Raw genomic sequence first — 20,727 nt, 5'->3', positions numbered from 1 at the left:
TGGGGGGATTTCCGTGATGGAACCGTTGATGGGTGTGGCGTTGTCGGCCGTCGGCACGGTCGCCTCCGGTGCCCTCTCCGGAGCGGGCGGCGAGGCGGGCCGGCGCATCTCCGAGCGGCTGTACGACCTGCTGAGCCGGGGCCGCTGCGGGCAGGACCCGGGGGCGGCGACAGCCGGTCCGGGCGGGCCGACCCTCCCCGTCACCGAGTCCGAGCAGACGGCGGCTGCCCGGCAGTTGCTCGAACTCGCCCGCAGATCGCCGGAGTTCGCCCGCGAGGCGACGGAATGGGTCCGGGAGGCCGCCTGGCTGTCACCGCGCACCGTGCCCGCCGTGGCACACGGCGCCTCGCGTCCGCAGATGCTGCCGCCGGTGACGGCGGCCTTCACCGACCGCACCGAGGTGCTCGCCTGGCTCACGGACCTGCTGGACGAGGAGGACCGCCCACCGGGCGCGCCCGCCGTCGCCGTCCTCACCGGGCCCGGCGGCATCGGCAAGACCGCCGCCGCCGTGCACTGCGCGAACGAACTGCGGGCGCGGTTTCCCGAGGGGGTGCTGTTCGCCGACCTCGCCGGCGCCTCGCCCGGTTCCGCCGGCTGCCGGGCGGCGGCGACGGCTACAACGCGGGCCGCGTCTACATGAGCCTGGGAGACGCGCACCTGGCGGCCGGGGACGCGGAGCAGGCGCGCGTGTGCCTGGACGAGGCGGTCACGGTGATGTCAGCGGCGGGCGCGGGGCTGCAACTGGCCGACGCCGTCGAGGCGCGGGCCCGCTGCCACCGCCTGGCGGGCCGCCGGGCGCAGGAGGTGGCGGACCTGCGCACCGCCGCCGCCCAGTACGAGGCGAACGGGGACCGGCTCGGCCTCGCCCGCGTGCGGGCCCGCCTGGCCGAGCCGGCCGACTGACCCCTGATTCCGGTCTGGCTCCCGGCCTGGCGCTCACCGGCCGGCCGGTGAGCGGCTCGGCACGGGTCCGGGGCGGGCGGCCCGACGCCGCTCGGCTCGGCTCACGTGGTCCCGGACCGGCTCCCCCGCGGTGCCCGGGAGCCGTTCAGCGATGGCCCGCGGAAAGCGGTTCGACGGTGACGCGGTGCGCCGCGGCGCCGGTGCGCACGGTGAGCACGGGCACCGCCGCGGCCAGGTCCCGGCCGCCCGCGAGCCAGGCGTGCAGCGCGGAGGCGTAGGCGGCGGGATCGCACAGGTCGGCCCGCCCGTCGGGGTCCGCGGCGGCGGACAGCCGCACGAGGTCCCCCTCGCGGGTGCGCACCACACAGCGGTCCGGCCCGTCCACATAGGCGGCCAGCCCGCGGGTGACGCTGAAGCGTCTCCGCCGTCCAGGCGGCCGGCGGCCCGAGCCGTGGGTCGTCCCCGGCCGCGTACCGCACGACGACGTCGGCAAGGTCCAGCCGGCGGTCTCCCGCGTCTCCTCGTCCACCGGCGTGTGCGCCGAGTCGACCCACGCCGGGAGGTCCGACGGGTCGGCTCCGGCCCCGGCCACGGCGTGCCGGACGACGGCGACCTCCGGCGGGTCCGTGCCGGGAGCGCCGGCGAACACGCGGACCGGGGCGGTGCGCCGGGCGGGCAGGTACGGCGGCAGCGGCAGCGGGTCGAGCAGCGCGGGGTGCCCGTCCGGCTCGGGCAGGTCCATGAGGCCGTAGAACAGACGGCGCAGGAGGGCGGCCGACTCGCCCGGCGCGGAACTGGTCTGCTCCGCCAGCTCCTTGTACCGGCCGGGATCGTGGGCCGCGACAGCGCGCTCGATCTGGGCGCGCAGCCCGCCCCGGCGATCCAGCCGGGGCGCCGTACGGCCGAGGGCGGCGACGGGGGAGAGCGGGTCGAGGTCCTGCTGGGCAAAGGCCCCGAGCAGGACGGGGACGCCGATGGACGCCGCGTAGTAGGTGACGCTGGAGTGGTCCCCGAGGACGCAGTCGGCGGCGATCAGGGCCTGGCGCCAGCCGTCGAGGGGGTCGATCGTGTCGAGGCCGGCCCGCCGGGCGCCGTCCAGCCAGGCCCGGACCTGTCCGGGGCCGTGGCCGTACCAGATGTTCGGGTGCAGGACCGCGACGGTCCGGTACTCGTCGGCGGGCAGCTCCGCCGTCAGACGGGACAGCAGCCAGGGCAGCAGATCGTCCGCCGCCGGCTCCGCGGTGCCGCCGAAGAGGGAGCGGGAGGCCCAGGTGGAGCTGACGACGATCAGCCGCTGGCCGGGGCCCACGCCCAACGCCCGGCGGTAGCGGGCGCGTTGGGGGAGGGCGGCGAGGATGCGGTCGTAGCACGGATCACCGGCGAGCGCTGCCGTGGGCGCCGCCTGCGGACAGGCCGAGCGCAGCCGCTCCAGTTGCTCGGGGTGGGAGAGGACGGTGGCGTCGGCGAGGGGCCGTCCGTCGTGGAGGAGCCAGTCGGGCGCCGGGCCGAAGACCGGTGTTGTCCGGTGTTGTCCGGTGTTGTCCGGTGTTGCCAGCCTCTTATTGTAGCCGACGCCGTGTGACAGAACGGCCAACTTGCCCTGGACGGCGGCCAGTTCGCCGCCGTAGCTGGCCGACACGGCAAGGTCGAAGGGCGTCTGTCTTGCCTGCTCCCAGGGCAGGACCGGCAGGCCCGCGCGGGCCAGCAGCCCGGGCACTCCGGCCAGGAACGGGGAGGAGCCGGTGCAGGCGGCGACCATCTGCACGCGCAGGTCGCCGGAGAGCAGCGGGAGGACGTCCAGCAGCCGTCGCCGAGGTCACGTTGTGCACGACGAACAGGACACGGCGGCAGCCGGCCCGGGTGACCCACCGCTCCGCGTCCGCGCCCACCGGCACGCGCACACGCGCCGCCCCGCCCGTCACCACCGCGCCCGCCGGCACCCCACCCGTCACGGGGTTCACCTCAGCACTCGATGATGTTCACCGCAAGGCCGCCCCGGGCCGTCTCCTTGTACTTGACGGACATGTCGGCGCCGGTGTCCTTCATGGTCTTGATGACCTTGTCCAGGGACACCTTGTGGGAGCCGTCGCCGCGCATCGCCATCTTGGCGGCCGTGACCGCCTTCACCGCGGCCATGCCGTTGCGCTCGATGCACGGGATCTGGACCAGGCCGCCGACCGGGTCGCAGGTCAGGCCCAGGTTGTGCTCCATGCCGATCTCGGCCGCGTTCTCGACCTGCTCGGGGCTGCCGCCGAGCACCTCCGCCAGCGCGCCCGCGGCCATCGAGCAGGCCGAGCCGACCTCGCCCTGGCAGCCGACCTCGGCGCCGGAGATGGAGGCGTTCTCCTTGAACAGCATGCCGATCGCGCCGGCTGCCAGCAGGAAGCGGACCACGCCGTCCTCGTCGGCGCCGGGCACGAAGTTGATGTAGTAGTGCAGGACTGCGGGGATGATGCCCGCCGCGCCGTTCGTCGGGGCGGTCACCACGCGTCCGCCGGCCGCGTTCTCCTCGTTCACCGCCATCGCGTAGAGCGTGATCCACTCCATCGCGTGCGCCAGCGGGTCGCCCTCGGCGCGCAGCTGGCGGGCGGAGACGGCCGCGCGGCGGCGGACCTTCAGACCGCCGGGCAGGATGCCCTCCCGGCTCATACCGCGCTGGACGCACTCGCGCATCACGCGCCAGATCTCCAGCAGGCCCGCCCGGATCTCCTCCTCCGTGCGCCAGGCCCGCTCGTTCTCCAGCATCAGCGAGGAGATCGACAGGCCCGTCTCGTTCGTCAGGCGCAGCAGCTCGTCGCCGGTGCGGAAGGGGTGCTTCAGGACCGTGTCGTCGAGCACGATGCGGTCCGCGCCCACCGCGTCCTCGTCCACGACGAAGCCGCCGCCGACCGAGTAGTACGTCTTCGTCAGCAGCTCGGCGCCCTCGGCGTCGTACGCCCGGATCGTCATGCCGTTGGCGTGGTAGGGCAGGGCCTTGCGGCGGTGCAGGACGAGGTCGTCGTCGAAGGAGAACGGGATCTCGTGCTCGCCCAGCAGCTTCAGCCGTCCCGCCGCCTTGATCGCGGCCACCCGGTCGTCGGCCGTCTCGACGTCCACCGTGCGCGGCGAGGCGCCCTCCAGGCCGAGCAGCACCGCCTTCGGGGTGCCGTGGCCGTGGCCGGTCGCGCCGAGGGAGCCGTACAGCTCGCAGCGCAGGGACGCCACCGGGCCGAGCAGGCCCTCGTTGCGCAGCCGGCGGGCGAACATGCGCGCCGCCCGCATCGGACCGACCGTGTGGGAGCTGGACGGGCCGATGCCGATCGAGAACAGGTCGAAGACCGAGATGGCCACGGTCACTCCTCAAGACAGCAGGAAAGGGGGTGGTGGGGCACCCTTTCCCAGGGTGCCCCACCGGGGGACTTACTTGTTCAGACCCGGGTACAGCGGGTGCTTGTCGGCGAGCGCCTCCACGCGCGCCTTGAGGGCCTGCGCGTCGTACGACGGCTTCAGTGCCTCGGCGATCACGTCCGCGACCTCGGCGAAGTCCTCGGCCGTGAAGCCGCGGGTGGCGAGGGCGGGGGTGCCGATGCGCAGGCCCGAGGTGACCATCGGAGGACGCGGGTCGTTCGGGACGGCGTTGCGGTTGACCGTGATGCCGACCTCGTGGAGCCGGTCCTCGGCCTGCCGGCCGTCCAGTTCCGAGGCGCGCAGATCGACCAGGACCAGGTGCACGTCCGTACCGCCGGACAGCACGTCCACCCCGGCCTGACGCACGTCCGCCGCCGTCAGGCGCTCGGCGAGGATGCGGGCACCCTCCACCGTACGGCGCTGGCGCTCCTTGAACTCCTCGCCCGCGGCCACCTTGAAGGAGACCGCCTTCGCCGCGATCACGTGCTCCAGGGGGCCGCCCTGGAAGCCCGGGAAGACGGAGGAGTTCAGCTTCTTCGCGAAGTCCTTCCTGGCGAGGATGATGCCGCCGCGCGGGCCGCCGAGGGTCTTGTGGGTCGTGGAGGTGACCACGTCCGCGTACTCGACCGGGTTCGGGTGCAGCCCGGCCGCGACCAGGCCGGCGAAGTGGGCCATGTCGACCCACAGGTACGCCTCGACCTCGTCGGCGATCCGGCGGAACTCGGCGAAGTCCAGCTGCCGCGGGTACGCCGACCAGCCGGCGATGATCACCTTCGGGCGGTGCTCCCTGGCGAGCTTCTCCAGCTCCGCCATGTCGACCAGACCGGTCTCCGGGTCGACGTGGTAGGCGACCACGTCGAACTGCTTGCCGGAGAAGTTCAGGCGCATGCCGTGGGTCAGGTGGCCGCCGTGCGCCAGGTCCAGACCGAGGATGGTGTCACCGGGCTGGGCGAGCGCGAACAGGGCCGCCTGGTTGGCGGAGGCGCCGGAGTGCGGCTGGACGTTGGCGTACTCGGCGCCGAACAGCTCCTTGACCCGGTCGATGGCGATCTGCTCGGCGACGTCGACGTGCTCGCAGCCGCCGTAGTAGCGCCGGCCGGGGTAGCCCTCGGCGTACTTGTTGGTCAGCACCGAGCCCTGCGCCTCCATCACCGCGAGCGGCGCGAAGTTCTCGGAGGCGATCATCTCCAGCGTGGACTGCTGGCGGCTCAGCTCGGCGTCGACCGCGGCGGCGATCTCCGGGTCCAGCTCGTGCAGGGACGTGTTCAGGACGGTCATGCGGATTACGACTCCTCGCCGCTGGTCTCGGCGGTGTACTCGTCGGCGGTGAGCAGGTCGGCCGGCTCCTCCGCGACGCGGACCTTGAACAGCCAGCCGCCCTCGAAGGGGGCGGAGTTCACCAGCGACGGGTCGTCGACGACGTCCTGGTTGGCCTCGGTGACCTCACCGCTGACCGGCGAGTACAGGTCGGAGACCGACTTGGTCGACTCCAGTTCGCCGCAGGTCTCGCCCGCGGTCACCGTGGAGCCGACCTCGGGGAGCTGGACGAAGACGACATCGCCGAGCGCGTTGGCCGCGTGTTCCGTGATGCCGACCGTCGAGACGCCGTCCGCGTCGGCGGCCGACAGCCACTCGTGCTCCTTGCTGTAGCGCAGCTGCTGGGGGTTGCTCATGGCCTGAATTCTCCTGTACGCGCGGGAGTGCTGATGAAGGGGGGAGGGCTGGATTCGCTGCTGAGCAGCGGAAATGTGCGCAGCGTCACGTCGCGTGGACGCCTCGCGCCCAGTCTTTTACCTCTGGCGCTTGTAGAACGGCAGCGCCACGACCCGGTACGGCTCGTGGCTGCCGCGGATGTCCACGCCGACGCCCTCGGTACCGGGTGCCGCGTGCGCCGCGTCGACGTAGGCCATGGCGATCGGCTTGCCCAGGGTGGGGGAGGGGGCGCCGGAGGTGACCTCGCCGATCACCGCGCCGCCGGCCACGACGGCGTACCCGGCGCGCGGGACGCGGCGGCCCTCGGCGACCAGCCCGACGAGGACCCGCGGCGGGTTCTGCTCCGCGCGCGCGGCGGCCTGGGCGAGCGCCTCGCGCCCGACGAAGTCGCCCTCCTTGTCGAACTTGACCACGCGGCCGAGTCCGGCGTCGAACGGGGTCAGCGAGGTGGTCAGCTCGTGCCCGTACAGCGGCATGCCCGCCTCCAGGCGCAGGGTGTCCCGGCAGGACAGCCCGCACGGCACCAGGCCGACGCCCTCGCCGGCCTCGGTCAGCGCCTGCCACAGCTCCACCGCGTGCTCCGGCTTCACGAACAGCTCGAAGCCGTCCTCGCCGGTGTAGCCGGTGCGGGCGATCAGGGCCGGGACGCCGGCGACGGTGCCGGGCAGGCCGGCGTAGTACTTCAGGCCGTCGAGGTCGGCGTCGGTGAGGGACTTCAGGATGCCGGGGGACTGAGGGCCCTGGACGGCGATCAACGCGTAGGCGTCCCGGTCGTCGCGGACCTCGGCGTCGAAGCCGGCCGCGCGCTCGGTGAGGGCGTCCAGCACCACCTGGGCGTTGGAGGCGTTGGCGACCACCATGTACTCGGTCTCGGCGAGCCGGTAGACGATCAGGTCGTCCAGGATGCCGCCGTCGGCCCGGCAGATCATCGTGTAGCGGGCGCGGCCGACGCCGACGGAGGCGATGTCGCCGACCAGGGCGTGGTTCAGGAAGGCGGCCGCCTCGGCGCCGGTCACGGTGATCTCGCCCATGTGGGAGAGGTCGAACAGACCGGCGTTCGTGCGCACCGCGACATGCTCGTCGCGCTCGGAGCCGTAGCGCAGGGGCATGTCCCAGCCGGCGAAGTCGGTCATCGTCGCACCGAGCGAGCGATGCAGCGCGTCCAGCGCGGTACGGCGCAGCTCGGTGGGTTCGGTACTGCTCATCGGTCGGTCGTCTCCCAGGGCAACAGGGATGGGGCGAGGAACGTTCCTCCCCATCTGTCATCGGAACCTGAGAGGTTCGCCGGGACCGCCACGAGGACGATCACGGCTTGCACCTTGGGTGGAGCCGCTGTCCGGGAGCGGCCCGCTTTTCAGATGTGCCTCGCCCGCGCGGTAACGGTGCCTGAGAGATTCAAGGGAGGGACTTGCTCCTTCGGCGTCCCAGCGAAGGCTGCTGGGAACTCTCCCGCGCGGATTCAAGCGGCCGGTATGCAGTTGGCGGCCACATCATTGCACGGCGAGCGGGCTTTTGTAACCGACCTGTGGCAGGGAGCGGACCCCGCCGCCGACACCGTCCATTACCTTCTCTTTACTCGTAACGGGAATGACTGTTACCGAGTCGACAGGGGAGGGCGATCACGGTGAACAGGACCCCGGTGTACGCCACCGCCACCACCGGCATCGCGGTGCCGAGGCAGCGTCCCGCGCCGGCCCCGGTCGTCCGCGACCTGCGCGACCGGGCGGGCCGCGGCCCGCACGCCCTGCTCTTCGGCCCCGGCGGCCTGGTGGTGGTCACGGGCCTGCCCGGCAGCGGCAAAGTCCACCTTGACGGACCGCGCGGTCCCCGGCCGCCGCGTCGACTCCCAGGACACCCGCGACCGCTGGGAGGCGCGCATGCCCGCTTCCTGCCCTACGCGCTCTACCGCCCCCCTGGTCCGCCTCGCCCTCCCCCACGCTCGGCTGCGCTCGCGCGGGGGAACCCCCATCGCCGGGCTGCGCCGCGCCCTGCGCACCGGAGAGGGGGTCGTCGTGCACGCCTGCGGCACCCGGAGCTGGGCGCGCGGCCTGCTCGCCCGCGAGGCCCGCCGCCGTGGCGGCACCCTGCACCTGCTGCTGCTCGACGTCACCTACGCCGCCGCCCGCGCGGGCCAGCGCGAGCGCGGCCGGGGTGTCTCCCGCTACGCCTTCGCCCGGCACCGCCGTACGACCGCCCGCCTGCTCGCCGTGGTGGAGCGGGGCGAGCTGCCCGCCGGCGTCGGCAACCCTGCTGGACCGGCCCGCGGCGGACGCCCTGCGCCGGATCGTGTTCACAGGGTGAGGGGTTGTCGCAGGCACCCGCTAGCCTTCATGGTCACAGCAGTGGTTCCCAGCAGGCGGTAGGCAGATGGACTTCCCGGCGGACATTCCCGCGGACTTCCCGGCACAGACGCACCCCCACCCGCACGGCGGCTGGCCCGGCAACGAGCTGGAGGAGGTGCTCGCGGCCTCCCTCGGCGTACCCGCCGCGGCCGGCCGGATCATCGAGGTCCTGGGCCGCAGCTTCCTGTGGATCCCGCTGCCCCAAGGCGGCGGCCCCGGCAGCGGCCCGCTCGACCTGCCCACGCTGGAGATCGACGGCCAGGCCTACGTCCCCGTCTTCAGCTCCGAGGAGCAGCTGCGCATGGCGGCCGGCCCCCACATGGCGTACACCATCGCCCCCGCCGTCGAGTTCGCGCGCGGCCTGCCCCCGCAGGTCGGCCTCGCGGTGAACGCGGACGCGCTGGTCGGCATCCCGCTCCCGCCCGCCGCCGTGGCCGAGCTGTGCCGCGCCGGCCGCACCCCCCTCGACGGCCCGAACACCGGCGGCCGGGTCCGCCTCTTCGAGCCCGACTGGCAGGACGACCCGGTCGACTTCCTCTCCGCCGCGTCCGCCGAGTTCGCCGGGACCGGCGTGGTCCTCACCGCCCGCCGCTGCCTGGCCGCCGTCGAGACGGACGACCCGGTCATGTTCGTCGGCGTCGAACTCTCCCAGTGGGAGGGCGACCTGCGCACCCGCCCCATGGACGCCCTCGGCCGCGCCCTGGGCCGCGTCCCGGTCGCCTGGCCGGTCAGCCTGGTCCTCCTGGACGTCACGGACGACCCGGTGGCCCAGTGGATGAAGACGAGCGTGCGGCCCTTCTATCAATACGGCCTCTAGGAGCCGGCCCGACGGCAGCGGCCCCGAGGGGCGCGGGGCCCTGTCCGATGCGCGGCTGCTCCGCAGGGGCGCGAACAACCCACCACTGAGCCGCGCACGCGCCCAGGGCGGCGCCCCGCCGGGCGCATAAGCTGTCCCCACACACGGGGCACGCAAAAGAGAAGGGCACGACAGGTGAGCGCGAGCCACAGCGGCAGCGTCGAGCACACGCTGAGCCAGGTCACGCCCGGACGCTACGACGCCTACGAGGCCCTGCTGCGCGCCCTCGCCACCCCCGCCTCCGGCCAGATCTGGATGCTCCTGTGGCGCGGCCAGGCCGGCACCCCGGACGCGCAGTACGGGACCATGGAGGTCGACGGCCTCCCGTACGCGCCCTGCGTCACCTCCGCGCAGGAGCTGTCGGCCAGCGGCTGGAACCGCTCGTACGAGGTCGTCGACGGCCTCGACGTGGCCCGCACCCTCTACCCCGACCACTACGGCCTCTGGCTCAACCCGCACGCCCCGGGCGGCGGCGTCGGCATCCCCTGGCTCGATCTGCGGCGCATCGCCACCGGCCTGGACCGCCAGCCCGCCGGCCCCCTCCGGCTCACCGAACCGGGCATCGAGATCCCGCAGTTCTACGCCCTGCTCGCGCAGAACGCCCACCACACCCCCGCCCTGCGCTCCCTGCGCCGCGCCTGGGTGCAGCCCGCGCTCGGCGCGCCGTACCTCGCCATCGGCCTCGACCTCTACGACACCTCCCCGGCCGCCGTCGACTCGGTGCGCGCCATGATGCAGCAGTCCGTCGCCGCCGTCCCCGAGGGCCTGCCGGTCTCCACCGTCGCGATGAGCGACGACCACGACCCGGTCGTGATGTGGATGCGGGGCAACGCCCGCCCGTTCTACGACCGCGACGCCCACGCGGCCCTCCCCCCGACGAACCCGCAGCCCCAGCCGCAGCTCCAGGCGCCCCCGCGGCCGCAGGCGCCGGCCGCCGGCTACGGCTATCCGCCGGTGCCCGGCGGCTACTGACCCGCCCGGCCCCGGCTCCGCCGACCTCGGCTTTCGGCCACCAACTCGGCCGATTCGTCCCCGCTTACCGTCCGCTCGCCGCAATTCACTGTCCGCATACCAGGAAACGCCTGCTTGCATCACGGTTGCGCATCCATTCGCCGTCAAGGCTGGCGGCTTGTCGCGCGGGCATTGAAGACTCCCCCTTCAAGGGGTTCGCCCCTGTGTACGACGGACTGATTGATGCCGCTACCAGCGGCAAGTGCGGGCCGGCTACCGCCGGTTGAGAGGGGTCCCAGCCTAATGACGGCACCATTGCACGAGCCGGCCGCGGAAGCGGCCCCGGGTGCGGCCGAGGAAGCGGCGGTCGCCGCCGCCGACGCGAAGGCCGTTCAGGGCCGTTCCCTGGGACGGATCGCCTGGGAGCGCCTGAAGCGGGACAAACTCGCCCTGACGGGCGGCGTCGTCGTGCTGCTCCTCATCCTGGTCGCGCTGCTCGCGCCGGTGATCACGAGCCTCGTCGGGCAGGACCCGGACGTCTACCACGAGAACCTCATCGACCCGCTGTTCAGCACGCCCAAGGGATCGCTGGGCGGCATCAGCGGCGACCACCTGCTCGGTGTCGAACCGGTCAACGGCCGCGACATCTTCGCGCGCATCATCTACGGTTCACAGGTCTCCCTGCTGGTCGGTTTCCTGTCCGCCCTGGTCGCCGTCGTCCTCGGCACGATCCTCGGCATCCTGGCCGGCTTCTTCGGCGGCTGGGTCGACTCGCTCATCAGCCGTGTGATGGACGGTCTGCTGGCCTTCCCGCAGCTGCTCTTCATCATCGCCCTGGTCTCCGTCATGCCGAACAGCATGCTGGGGCTGACCGGCACGGGCGTGCGCCTGTTCGTGATGATCCTGGTCATCGGCTTCTTCGGCTGGCCCTACATCGGCCGCGTGGTGCGCGGCCAGACGCTCTCGCTGCGTGAGCGCGAGTACGTCGAGGCCGCCCGCTCGCTGGGCGCGGGCCGCTTCTACATCCTCTTCAAGGAACTGCTGCCCAACCTGGTCGCACCGATCATCGTGTACACGACGATGATGATCCCCACCAACATCCTCACCGAGGCGGCGCTCAGCTTCCTGGGTGTGGGCGTCAAGCCGCCGACCCCCTCGTGGGGCCAGATGCTGTCGAGCGCGATCGACTACTACGACTCGGACCCCATGTACATGGTGATCCCGGGCGTGGCGATCTTCATCACCGTGCTGGCGTTCAACCTCTTCGGCGACGGCGTGCGCGACGCGCTGGACCCGAAGGCCTCCCGCTGAACCGCCGCACCCCTAGCGTCCCGTGTGCTCAGCCACGGGGTCTCTCATCAATTCCGGAGGATCCGAGATCGTGACTACCCAACGCACCTCAGGGCGGCGCAAGCAGGCCCTTGCCGCTGCCGCAGTGGTCGCCGGGCTGCTGACCACGGCGGCGTGCGGCGGTGGCAACGGCGGCAGCGACTCGAAGAACGGCGCTGCCGGCTTCGACGCCGCCAACAACAAGGTCGCCCAGGCGTCGCTGGCCAAGAAGGGCGGCGAGCTGAAGTTCGCGTCCGCCCAGGACGCCGACTCGTGGGACACCACGCGTGGCTACTACGGCTTCATGTGGAACTTCTCCCGCTACTACGCCCGCCAGCTGGTCACCTACGCCACGGCGCCGGGCAAGGACGGGTCGAAGGTCGTCCCCGACCTGGCCACCGACACGGGTAAGGTCTCGGCCGACGGCAAGACCTACACGTTCACCCTGCGGGACGGGATCACCTGGGAGGACGGCAAGGCCATCACCTCCCAGGACATCAAGTACGGCATCGAGCGCGTGTGGGCGCAGGACGTGCTCTCCGGCGGTCCCACGTACCTGAAGGACGTCCTGGACCCGGACGGCAAGTACAAGGGCCCGTACAAGGACACCAGCAAGGACCACCTGGGCCTGTCGGCGATCGAGACGCCGGACGCGAAGACGATCGTCTTCCACCTGCCCAAGCCCAACGCGGACTTCCCGGACATGCTGGCGCTGCCCTCGGCGTCCCCGGTCCGGCAGGACATGGACACCAAGTCCAAGTACGCGCTGCACCCGTTCTCCTCGGGCCCGTACAAGTTCCAGTCGTACGACCCCGGCAAGTCGCTGGTCCTGGTGCGCAACGACAAGTGGAACGCCTCCTCGGACCCGGTCCGCAAGGCGTACCCGGACAAGGTCAGCATCAAGTTCTTCAGCAACGCCAACGACCTCGACCAGCGTCTGATCAACGGCGACTACCAGCTGGACATGACCCAGACCGGTCTGTCCCCGCAGGGCCGCCAGACCGCGCTGAAGCAGGACAAGGGCAACCTGGACAACCCGGTCTCCGGCTACGTCCGCTACGGGGTCTTCCCGCAGAGCGTCAAGCCGTTCGACAACGTCCACTGCCGCAAGGCCGTGATCTACGGCGCCGACCACGTGTCCATCCAGACCGCGCGCGGCGGCCCGATCGCCGGTGGTGACATCGGCACCAACATGCTCCCGCCGTCGGTCGCCGGCGCCGAGGGCCAGAAGTACGACCCGTACAACATCGCAGGCTCCGGCAAGAACGGCGACGTCGCCAAGGCCAAGGACGAGCTGAAGCAGTGCGGCCAGCCGAACGGCTTCAGCACCACCATCGCGGTCCGCAACAACAAGCCCGCCGAGGTCGCCACCGCCGAGTCGCTCCAGGCGGCGCTGAAGAAGATCGGCGTCAACGCCCAGATCGACCAGTACGACGGCTCGCAGACCACCGGCATCATCGGCAGCCCCTCGAACGTCCAGAAGAAGGGCTACGGCATCATCATCATGGGCTGGGGCCCGGACTTCCCGACCGTCCAGGGCTACGGCCGCCCGCTGTGGGACAGCCGCTACATCCAGCAGAGCGGTAACAACAACTACGCCCTGATCAACGACAAGTCGATCGACGGCCTCTTCGACCAGTACACCGCCACGCTGGACGACGCCAAGAAGGCGGAGATCTCGACCCAGATCAACCACAAGGTGATGGACGGCGCGTACTACCTGCCCTTCACCTTCGAGCGGTTCCTCAACTGGCGCGGTTCGAACCTGGCGAACGTCTACACGTCCGACGCGTACAACGGCATGTACGACTTCGTCAACCTGGGTCTGAAGAACCCGAAGTAATCCCGGCACACCCGCTGAACTGCACGAAAGGCAGGTGAAGGCCGGCGCGGTGTGACCGCGGGCCGCTGGACACAATCCGGCGGCCCGCGATCCGCGGCGGGCCGTACGCTGTGCTCGCTTACCTCATCAGGCGGCTGTTCGCTGCCGCAGTGATGCTGGTGGTCACCATCGTGGTGGTCTTCTGCATCTTCTTCCTGGTCCCGAAGTGGGCGGGCGTCGATCCCGCCCTGAGCTTCGTGGGCAAGCAGGCCGACCCGGCCGCCGTCGAGGCGGTGCGTATGAAGCTGGGTCTGAGCGACCCGCTCTACGCGCAGGTCTGGCACTTCTTCAAGGGCATCTTCGTGGGCCGCACCTACGCGGCCGGCGGCGATGTCACCCACTGCGCGGCGCCGTGCTTCGGCTACTCGTTCCGCAGTGAGCAGGCTGTCTGGCCCGTCCTGACCAGCCGTTTCCCGGTGACCCTGGAACTCGCGCTCGGTGCCGCCGTGTTGTGGCTCGTCTTCGGTGTGGCGGCGGGTGTCCTCTCCGCGCTCAAGCGGGGCAGCCTGTGGGACCGCGGCGCCATGGTGGTCGCCCTCTCCGGCGTCTCCCTGCCCATCTACTTCACCGGTCTGCTCGCCTCGGCGATCTTCGTCTTCGGACTGAAGTGGTTCAACGGCCAGTACGTGTCCATCACGGACAACTTCGGCAGTTGGCTGGGCGGCATGATCCTGCCCTGGATCACGCTCGCCTTCCTGTACGCCGCGATGTACGCGAGGATCACCCGTGCCACCATGCTGGAGATCCTGGGCGAGGACTACATCCGCACCGCGCGCGCCAAGGGCCTGAAGGAGCCGGTCGTCATCGGCAAGCACGCCATGCGCTCCACGATGACGCCGATCCTCACCATGCTCGGCATGGACCTCGGCGCCCTGATCGGTGGCGCGATCCTCACCGAGACCACGTTCAGCCTTCCCGGCCTGGGCCAGGCGGTGCTCAACGCGATCCGTAACCAGGACCTGCCGATCATCCTCGGTGTCGTCCTGATCACGTCGCTGGCCGTGCTCATCGCCAACCTGCTCGTGGACCTCCTGTACGCCGTGATCGACCCCCGGGTGAGGCTCTCATGACCGAACTCAGCAAGAGCGGGGCGGCCGTCGGCGAGCCCACCGAGTCCTCGCCCGCGCCGTCCGCCTTCCTCGAAGTGCGTGACCTGAAGGTGCACTTCCCGACCGACGACGGCCTGGTGAAGTCCGTCGACGGGCTCAGCTTCCAGCTGGAGAAGGGCAAGACCCTCGGCATCGTGGGCGAGTCGGGCTCCGGCAAGTCCGTGACCTCGCTCGGCATCATGGGCCTGCACACCGCGGGCCAGTACGGCAAGCGCAAGGCACAGATATCCGGCGAGATCTGGCTGGACGGCACCGAGCTGCTGTCCGCCGACCCGGACGACGTGCGCCGGCTGCGCGGCCGCCAGATGGCGATGATCTTCCAGGACCCGCTGTCCGCGCTGCACCCGTACTACACGATCGGGCAGCAGATCGTGGAGGCGTACCGGATCCACCACGACGTCGACAAGAAGACCGCGAAGAAGCGCGCGGTCGAGATGCTCGACCGCGTCGGCATCCCGCAGCCGGACAAGCGGGTGGACAACTACCCGCACGAGTTCTCGGGCGGTATGCGCCAGCGCGCCATGATCGCCATGTCGCTGGTGAACAACCCCGAACTGCTGATCGCCGACGAGCCGACCACCGCGCTCGACGTGACGGTCCAGGCGCAGATCCTGGACCTGATCCGCGACCTGCAGAAGGAGGTCGGCTCCGCGGTCATCATCATCACCCACGACCTGGGCGTCGTCGCCGAACTGGCCGACGACATCCTGGTGATGTACGGCGGCCGCTGCGTCGAGCGGGGACCGGCCGACAAGGTGTTCTACGAGCCCCGCCACCCCTACACCTGGGGCCTGCTCGGCTCGATGCCCCGGCTCGACCGCGAGCAGCAGGACCGGCTCATCCCGGTCAAGGGCTCGCCGCCGTCCCTGATCAACATCCCGTCCGGCTGCGCCTTCAACCCGCGCTGCCCGTACGCCGACCTGCCGAAGGACAACGTCACCCGCACGGTCCGCCCCGAACTCGCCGAGGTCGGCAGCCGGCACTGGGCCGCCTGCCACCTGAGCAAGGAGCAGCGGGAGCGGATCTGGACCGAAGAGATTGCGCCGAAACTGTGAGTGACGAGAAGGCCGAGAAGGCAGGGGCTACTCCCCGGCAGAGCGAAGAGAACGGCCGCGTCGCCGACGGCGAGGTGCTGCTGAGGGTCACCGGCCTGCAGAAGCACTTCCCGATCAAGAAGGGCCTGCTCCAGCGGCAGGTCGGGGCGGTGCACGCCGTCGACGGGATCGACTTCGAGGTCCGCTCCGGGGAGACCCTCGGCGTGGTGGGCGAGTCGGGCTGCGGCAAGTCCACCATGGGCCGGCTGATCACCCGGCTGCTCGAACCGACCGGCGGAACCATCGAGTTCGAGGGCAAGGACATCACGCACCTCGGGGTGACGGGCATGCGCCCGATGCGCCGAGACGTGCAGATGATCTTCCAGGACCCGTACTCCTCGCTGAACCCGCGCCACACCATCGGCACCATCGTCGGAGCCCCCTTCCGGCTCCAGGGTGTCGAGCCGGAGGGCGGGATCAAGAAGGAGGTTCAGCGGCTGCTGTCGGTGGTCGGCCTCAACCCCGAGCACTACAACCGCTATCCGCACGAGTTCTCCGGCGGTCAGCGCCAGCGCATCGGCATCGCCCGTGCGCTGGCCCTCAAGCCGAAGCTGGTGGTCGCCGACGAGCCGGTCTCCGCGCTCGACGTGTCGATCCAGGCGCAGGTCGTGAACCTCATGGACGACCTCCAGGAGGAACTCGGCCTGACGTACGTGATCATCGCGCACGACCTGTCGGTGGTGCGGCACGTGTCGGACCGGATCGCGGTGATGTACCTGGGCAAGGTCGTCGAGCTGGCCGACCGGGACCTGCTGTACAGGACGCCGATGCACCCGTACACCAAGGCGCTCATGTCCGCGGTGCCGATCCCGGACCCGAAGCGGAAGAACGCCAAGAGCGAGCGCATCCTGCTCAAGGGCGACGTGCCCTCGCCGATCTCGCCGCCCTCGGGCTGCCGCTTCCACACCCGGTGCTGGAAGGCGACGCAGATCTGCAAGACCACCGAGCCGCCGCTGCTGGAGCTGCGGCCCGGCCAGCGCGTCGCGTGCCACCACCCGGAGAACTTCGAGGACCAGGCGCCGCAGGACACCGTCCTGCTGTCGGCCGCGAAGGAGGCCGCCGAGCTGGTCGCCGACGAGGTGCTGGCCGCGTCGGCCCAGACCTCCGAGGCCCTGGCCACGGCGGTCGCCGAGGGCGAGCTGGGCTCCGACCAGCGGCCCGACGAGGCGGAGGCGGCGGCCGAGGGCCCATCCTCCCGGGAACCGGCCGACGAAGCCGACGCGGAGTCCGCCGGGGAGCCGACCGGGGAAGCCGTGGAGGAGCCGGCCGCGGGATCTGCCGAGGAGTCCGCCGCGGAAGCCGACGCGGAGTCTGCCGGGGAGGCCGTGGAGGAGCCGGCCGCGGGATCTGCCGAGGAGTCCGCCGCGGAAGCCGACGCGGAGTCTGCTGAGGAGCCGACCGGGGAAGGCGGGGAGCCGGCCGCGGCGTCCGCCGAGGCGTCGACCGGCGCGGGGAGCGAGGCTCCTGCCGAGGAGAAGACCCGGAAGTCGACCGGCAAGTAAGAGTCGCTTACCAGGCTCACAGGGGTGCCCCCCTGTGAGCCTGGCTTCGTAAGGTCCATGCGCCCCGGCAGGCGAGAATGTCGGGGTGCATTTCCAGCCACTCTTCAGCCCCTCTGTCCAGCACACGCTCGATGTCATCGGCATCTTCGTGTTCGCGATCTCCGGCGCGCTGCTGGCCGTCCGGAAGAACTTCGACGTGTTCGGCATCGCCGTCCTCGCCGAGGTGACCGCGCTGGGCGGGGGGCTGTTCCGCGATCTGGTCATCGGGGCGGTACCCCCGGCCGCCTTCACCGACCTCGGGTACTTCGTCACCCCGCTGCTCGCCGCGCTCGTCGTCTTCTTCCTGCACCCGCACGTGGAGCGGATCCAGGCGGCGGTGCTCGTCTTCGACGCGGCCGGCCTCGGCCTGTTCTGCGTCAGCGGTACGACGAAGGCGTACAGCTACGGCCTCGGCCTGACCGCGTCGGCGACGCTGGGCCTCGCGACCGCCGTCGGCGGCGGCGTGCTCCGGGACGTGCTGGCCAACGAGGTGCCGTCACTGCTGCGCTGGGACCGCGATCTGTACGCGGTCCCAGCGATGGTCGGCGCCACGATGGTGGTGCTGTGCATCCGTTACGACGTGCTGACCCCGTTCACCAGCGGGCTCGCGGTCGTCACGGCTTTCGTGCTCCGCCTGCTCGCGATGCGGTTCCACTGGCGAGCTCCGCGCGCCTGGAACCGCCGGTCGACGGTGTCAGAGGATTGAGCGGAGTCGCCGTGCGGGTGTGGCCCGGGGTGCCGCCGTGCCCTGTCATCACCCGGGTCAGCCACTCGAACACGGTGGGCACCTGCGGCCGCCACAGCGCCATCGAGTGCGGTCCGGAACTGCGGGGCAGGAACACCACCCGCACCTCCGTCGGCGGCTTCGCGATCTGTTCCAGCGCCACACCGGCCTCGTAGCCGTCGCCGCTCTCGCCGGAGATGTAGAGCGCGATCCGCGGCGGGGTGCGGTAGCCCTTCAGGATGTAGTAGGGATTGTTGGCCCGCCGCAGCTCCAGGCTGCCCGCGGCCAGTGAGTTGCGCTCGCCGATCGGGTCGTTGTAGCCGGAGAGGCTGATGGCGGCCCGGTAGCGGTCGGGGTGCGCGACGGCGAGCTTGGCCGCGCAGTGGGCGCCCGCGGAGTAGCCGGCCGCGGCCCAGCCGTCCGGCGCGGACTCGGCGCGGAAGTTGTCCGTGATCATCTTCGGTACGTCGATGCTCAGCCAGGTGTCCGCGTTCACGGTGCCCGGGATGTTGGCGCACCCGGTGTCGATCTTGGCGATCAGGTTCGTGCGCGGGGAGACCAGGATGAACGGGGCGACCTGGCCGCTCTTCATCAGCGGCTCCAGCTGCTCGTGCACCTTCATGGAGCCGAACCACGCCTTCGCCGAGCCGGGGTAGCCCGACAGCAGCTCGACGACCGGGAACTTCTTGTTCTTGTACGCCGGGTCGTTGTACTGCGGCGGCAGCCACACGTACACCTCGGCGTTCACGCCTGACACCCGGCCCTTGAGCTGGGTGACCTCCACCCCGCCGGCCGCGCGCATGCCGGGACCGTCGGCCGCGGTGAACTTCTGCTGCACCTTGGGCAGCCGCTTGTACGCTATTCCGCCCGTGCCGTCGGCGCCGAGGTTGGCGGCCTGCTGGACGTGGTTGCCCGTGCCGAGCAGGTCGGCCCAGTTGTCGTACAGGTTGTTGGCGTTGTTGACCAGTACGAAGACGAGGGTGATGGCCGTGGCCTGGGCGAAGAACAGCATCAGTACGCGCGAGGTGACACGCAGGGCCTTGGGCCCGCGCACCCGCGACCACAGTGCGAGCGGCAGTATCAGTGCAACCACGGCCAGCACGATGGCCGTGTAGAGGAACGGAGTCCCGGTGAGGCTCATGTCCCCATAGAGGGGAATCCGTGGTCCGAGGTTGTGGACGTGTAGGGACACTTACTTAGAAATTGCCGGAGCCTCACCCGGATGGCGCATAGAACGAGGTCGCAGGCGGGTGGTCAGAGTATCGCAAGAAGAAAGCTACCGCTTAGTAGTTTCCTGTTGTACCGTTCGTCCATGCCAGAAGGAGCCTTCGCACCGACCGCGCCGGCAGTCATCGGCGCCAGCGAGTTCGACCGCGACACCGCCGTCACCCGGCGTGAGCCCGGGGTCTACGACATCGACCTCTCGGCCGGCTGGACCATCATCAGCGCCGTCAACGGCGGCTACCTGCTGGCCGTGCTCGGCCGGGCCCTCGCGGACACCCTGCCGCACCCGGACCCCTTCACCGTCACGGCGCACTACCTGACCGCCTCCCGCCCCGGCCCGGCGGTCATCCGCACCGAGACGGTCCGCACCGGCCGCACCCTCTCCACCGGCCAGGCCTCCCTCTACCAGTACGACGACGAGGGCACGGAGGTCGAGCGCATCCGCGTCCTCGCCTCCTACGGCGACCTCGACGCCCTCCCGGACGACGTCCGTACGACGGCGACGCCCCCGCCGATCCCGCCGCTGGACCAGTGCCTCGGCCCCGCCGACGGGCCGGCCCCGGTCGAGGGCAGCTCCGCGATCGCCGACCGGCTGATGCTCAAGCTGGACCCGTCGACCCTCGGCTGGGCCCTGGGCGCCCCCTCCGGCAGGGGCGAGATGCGCGCCTGGTTCGGTCTGGCCGACGGCCGTGACGCGGACCCCCTCTCGCTGCTGCTCGCGGTGGACGCCCTGCCGCCCACCGCCTTCGAGATCGGCCTGAAGGGCTGGGTCCCCACGGTGGAACTCACGGTCCACGTCCGCCACCGCCCGGCCCCCGGCCCGCTGCGGGTGTCCATCACCACCCGCAACCTGGCCGGCGGCTTCCTGGAGGAGGACGCCGAGGTCTGGGACAGCGACGACCGCCTGGTCGCCCAGTCCCGACAGCTCGCCAGGGTCCGGCTGGGCTGATCGGCGCCGGGCCGGGGTCAGCTCCGGGTGAGCGGTGTGCGGCCCAGCCAGGCCGCCAGCTCCTCGTAGGGGCCGGCGTCGGCGGGGGCCTGACAGCGGGCGTGGAAAGGCGGCTCGCCATTGGCGGAGTGGGGGGACGCGACGTCGCGGGGGCGCGAGTCGGGCAGCACCGCGCGAGCGGTGGCGAGCGCGAACTCGCCGAGTTCGGGGGCGAGTTCGAACGGCCGACCCAGGGCCTCGGCGAGATCCCAGGTGTGGGTCACGATCTCCATGACGTACCCCGACAGCGCCGCGTGGCCGGGCACCTCGCCCCAGGGCACGCGCACCTGCGTCGTCATCCGCTCGTCGCTCTCCCAGGCCTTGACCACCCGGGTCATGACCTCGTCGTACGCCTCCTCCCAGCCGTCGTCCGCCACATCGCCGACGGCCGGGTCGACGGCGAGTCCGTCCCCGCCCTCGCCGACCACCGCGATGCGCCGGGTGCCGCCGACGACGTGGCCCAGCAGGGCGCGTACGTCGTACTCGCTGCACGGCGTCGGCCGGGTCAGGTCCTCGGGGCGCACGGTCCGCACCAGCGCGGCGAACTGCTCGGTGGCGCGGGCGTAGACGGGGCGGGGATCGGTGAAACCGGTGGTGGTCATGGGTGCCTCTTCCTTCTGTTCCTCGTGCGGGAGCACGCCGGTGTCGGTCGGTGCTGCGAGCATCCCCGGATAACCTGACAAC

General features: G+C 71.3%; 18 protein-coding genes, 1 pseudogene and 2 riboswitches. Of the genes and pseudogenes, 12 read left to right on the top strand and 7 right to left on the bottom strand.

Annotated elements, in window-relative coordinates; translation table 11 throughout:
• Positions 1–16 precede the first annotated feature (16 nt).
• A complete protein-coding gene (locus ACZ60X_RS21525; RefSeq protein WP_469600670.1) occupies positions 17–640 on the top strand; it encodes a hypothetical protein in 624 nt (207 codons plus the stop codon).
• Complete coding sequence (locus ACZ60X_RS21520; protein ID WP_469600668.1) at positions 637–903, top strand: hypothetical protein; 267 nt, start codon at positions 637–639, stop codon at positions 901–903. The genes ACZ60X_RS21525 and ACZ60X_RS21520 overlap by 4 nt, the downstream gene beginning before the upstream one ends.
• A 145-nt stretch (positions 904–1,048) precedes the next feature.
• Here the strand turns inward: ACZ60X_RS21520 and ACZ60X_RS21515 are convergent, their stop codons facing one another.
• From ACZ60X_RS21515 to gcvT, 5 genes are all read right to left on the bottom strand, one after another.
• Positions 1,049–2,668, bottom strand: coding sequence for a hypothetical protein (locus ACZ60X_RS21515; protein ID WP_469600666.1), 1,620 nt, complete (start codon positions 2,666–2,668; stop codon positions 1,049–1,051).
• A gap of 197 nt (positions 2,669–2,865) precedes the next feature.
• Complete coding sequence (locus ACZ60X_RS21510) at positions 2,866–4,233, bottom strand: L-serine ammonia-lyase (RefSeq protein ID WP_469600663.1); 1,368 nt, start codon at positions 4,231–4,233, stop codon at positions 2,866–2,868.
• Between the two features lie 69 nt (positions 4,234–4,302).
• Positions 4,303–5,568 carry a serine hydroxymethyltransferase gene (glyA, locus tag ACZ60X_RS21505; RefSeq protein ID WP_469600662.1) on the bottom strand — a complete coding sequence of 422 codons (1,266 nt, stop codon included), beginning with the start codon at positions 5,566–5,568 and terminating at the stop codon, positions 4,303–4,305.
• Positions 5,569–5,573: 5 nt separating this feature from the next.
• Positions 5,574–5,963 (bottom strand): glycine cleavage system protein GcvH, encoded by a 390-nt coding sequence (gcvH, locus tag ACZ60X_RS21500; RefSeq protein ID WP_469600660.1) that lies wholly within the window; start codon positions 5,961–5,963, stop codon positions 5,574–5,576.
• Positions 5,964–6,080: 117 nt separating this feature from the next.
• Positions 6,081–7,208, bottom strand: coding sequence for a glycine cleavage system aminomethyltransferase GcvT (gcvT, locus tag ACZ60X_RS21495; RefSeq protein WP_469600657.1), 1,128 nt, complete (start codon positions 7,206–7,208; stop codon positions 6,081–6,083).
• Positions 7,209–7,252: 44 nt separating this feature from the next.
• Positions 7,253–7,367, bottom strand: a riboswitch (glycine riboswitch).
• A riboswitch (glycine riboswitch) is annotated at positions 7,368–7,465 on the bottom strand. It abuts the riboswitch before it with no gap.
• 162 nt (positions 7,466–7,627) lie between these two features.
• Here gcvT and ACZ60X_RS21490 point away from each other — a divergent pair.
• From ACZ60X_RS21490 to ACZ60X_RS21450, 9 genes and pseudogenes are all read left to right on the top strand, one after another.
• A pseudogene (locus ACZ60X_RS21490) lies at positions 7,628–8,304 on the top strand (AAA family ATPase).
• Between the two features lie 66 nt (positions 8,305–8,370).
• Positions 8,371–9,162, top strand: coding sequence for an enhanced serine sensitivity protein SseB (locus ACZ60X_RS21485; protein ID WP_469600655.1), 792 nt, complete (start codon positions 8,371–8,373; stop codon positions 9,160–9,162).
• A 174-nt stretch (positions 9,163–9,336) separates the two neighbouring features.
• A complete protein-coding gene (locus tag ACZ60X_RS21480; protein ID WP_469600653.1) occupies positions 9,337–10,173 on the top strand; it encodes an enhanced serine sensitivity protein SseB C-terminal domain-containing protein in 837 nt (278 codons plus the stop codon).
• Positions 10,174–10,455: 282 nt separating this feature from the next.
• Positions 10,456–11,463 (top strand): ABC transporter permease, encoded by a 1,008-nt coding sequence (locus ACZ60X_RS21475; protein WP_469600651.1) that lies wholly within the window; start codon positions 10,456–10,458, stop codon positions 11,461–11,463.
• A 70-nt stretch (positions 11,464–11,533) separates the two neighbouring features.
• On the top strand, positions 11,534–13,324 hold the full coding sequence (locus ACZ60X_RS21470) for an ABC transporter substrate-binding protein (RefSeq protein ID WP_469600649.1): 1,791 nt from the start codon (positions 11,534–11,536) through the stop codon (positions 13,322–13,324).
• Positions 13,325–13,434: 110 nt separating this feature from the next.
• The gene (locus ACZ60X_RS21465) at positions 13,435–14,433 is read left to right on the top strand and encodes an ABC transporter permease (RefSeq protein WP_469600648.1); all 999 of its coding nucleotides are present in this window, start codon (positions 13,435–13,437) and stop codon (positions 14,431–14,433) included.
• Positions 14,430–15,527 (top strand): ABC transporter ATP-binding protein, encoded by a 1,098-nt coding sequence (locus ACZ60X_RS21460; RefSeq protein WP_469600646.1) that lies wholly within the window; start codon positions 14,430–14,432, stop codon positions 15,525–15,527. The genes ACZ60X_RS21465 and ACZ60X_RS21460 overlap by 4 nt, the downstream gene beginning before the upstream one ends.
• Entirely contained in the window at positions 15,524–17,068 is a 1,545-nt protein-coding gene (locus ACZ60X_RS21455) for an ABC transporter ATP-binding protein (protein ID WP_469600644.1), read from the top strand. Before ACZ60X_RS21460 ends, ACZ60X_RS21455 begins: the two co-directional genes overlap by 4 nt.
• An 85-nt stretch (positions 17,069–17,153) precedes the next feature.
• On the top strand, positions 17,154–17,813 hold the full coding sequence (locus ACZ60X_RS21450; protein ID WP_469600642.1) for a trimeric intracellular cation channel family protein: 660 nt from the start codon (positions 17,154–17,156) through the stop codon (positions 17,811–17,813).
• Here the strand turns inward: ACZ60X_RS21450 and ACZ60X_RS21445 are convergent.
• Positions 17,722–18,972, bottom strand: a complete 1,251-nt coding sequence (locus tag ACZ60X_RS21445; RefSeq protein ID WP_469600639.1) for an alpha/beta hydrolase — start codon at positions 18,970–18,972, stop codon at positions 17,722–17,724. The two genes, ACZ60X_RS21450 and ACZ60X_RS21445, sit on opposite strands and share 92 nt — an antisense overlap.
• 171 nt (positions 18,973–19,143) lie before the next feature.
• Between ACZ60X_RS21445 and ACZ60X_RS21440 the strand changes: the two genes are divergently transcribed.
• Positions 19,144–20,004 (top strand): thioesterase family protein, encoded by an 861-nt coding sequence (locus ACZ60X_RS21440; protein ID WP_469600636.1) that lies wholly within the window; start codon positions 19,144–19,146, stop codon positions 20,002–20,004.
• Between the two features lie 17 nt (positions 20,005–20,021).
• On the opposite strand, the gene ACZ60X_RS21435 is transcribed toward ACZ60X_RS21440, so the two are convergent.
• A complete protein-coding gene (locus ACZ60X_RS21435; RefSeq protein WP_469600758.1) occupies positions 20,022–20,645 on the bottom strand; it encodes a TIGR03086 family metal-binding protein in 624 nt (207 codons plus the stop codon).
• Between the last annotated feature and the right edge of the window lie 82 nt (positions 20,646–20,727).

Source organism: Streptomyces sp. NPDC104106 (genome assembly GCF_055584345.1).
Note: the sequence above shows the minus strand (reverse complement) of the source record. Positions and strands in the feature narration are given on the sequence as shown.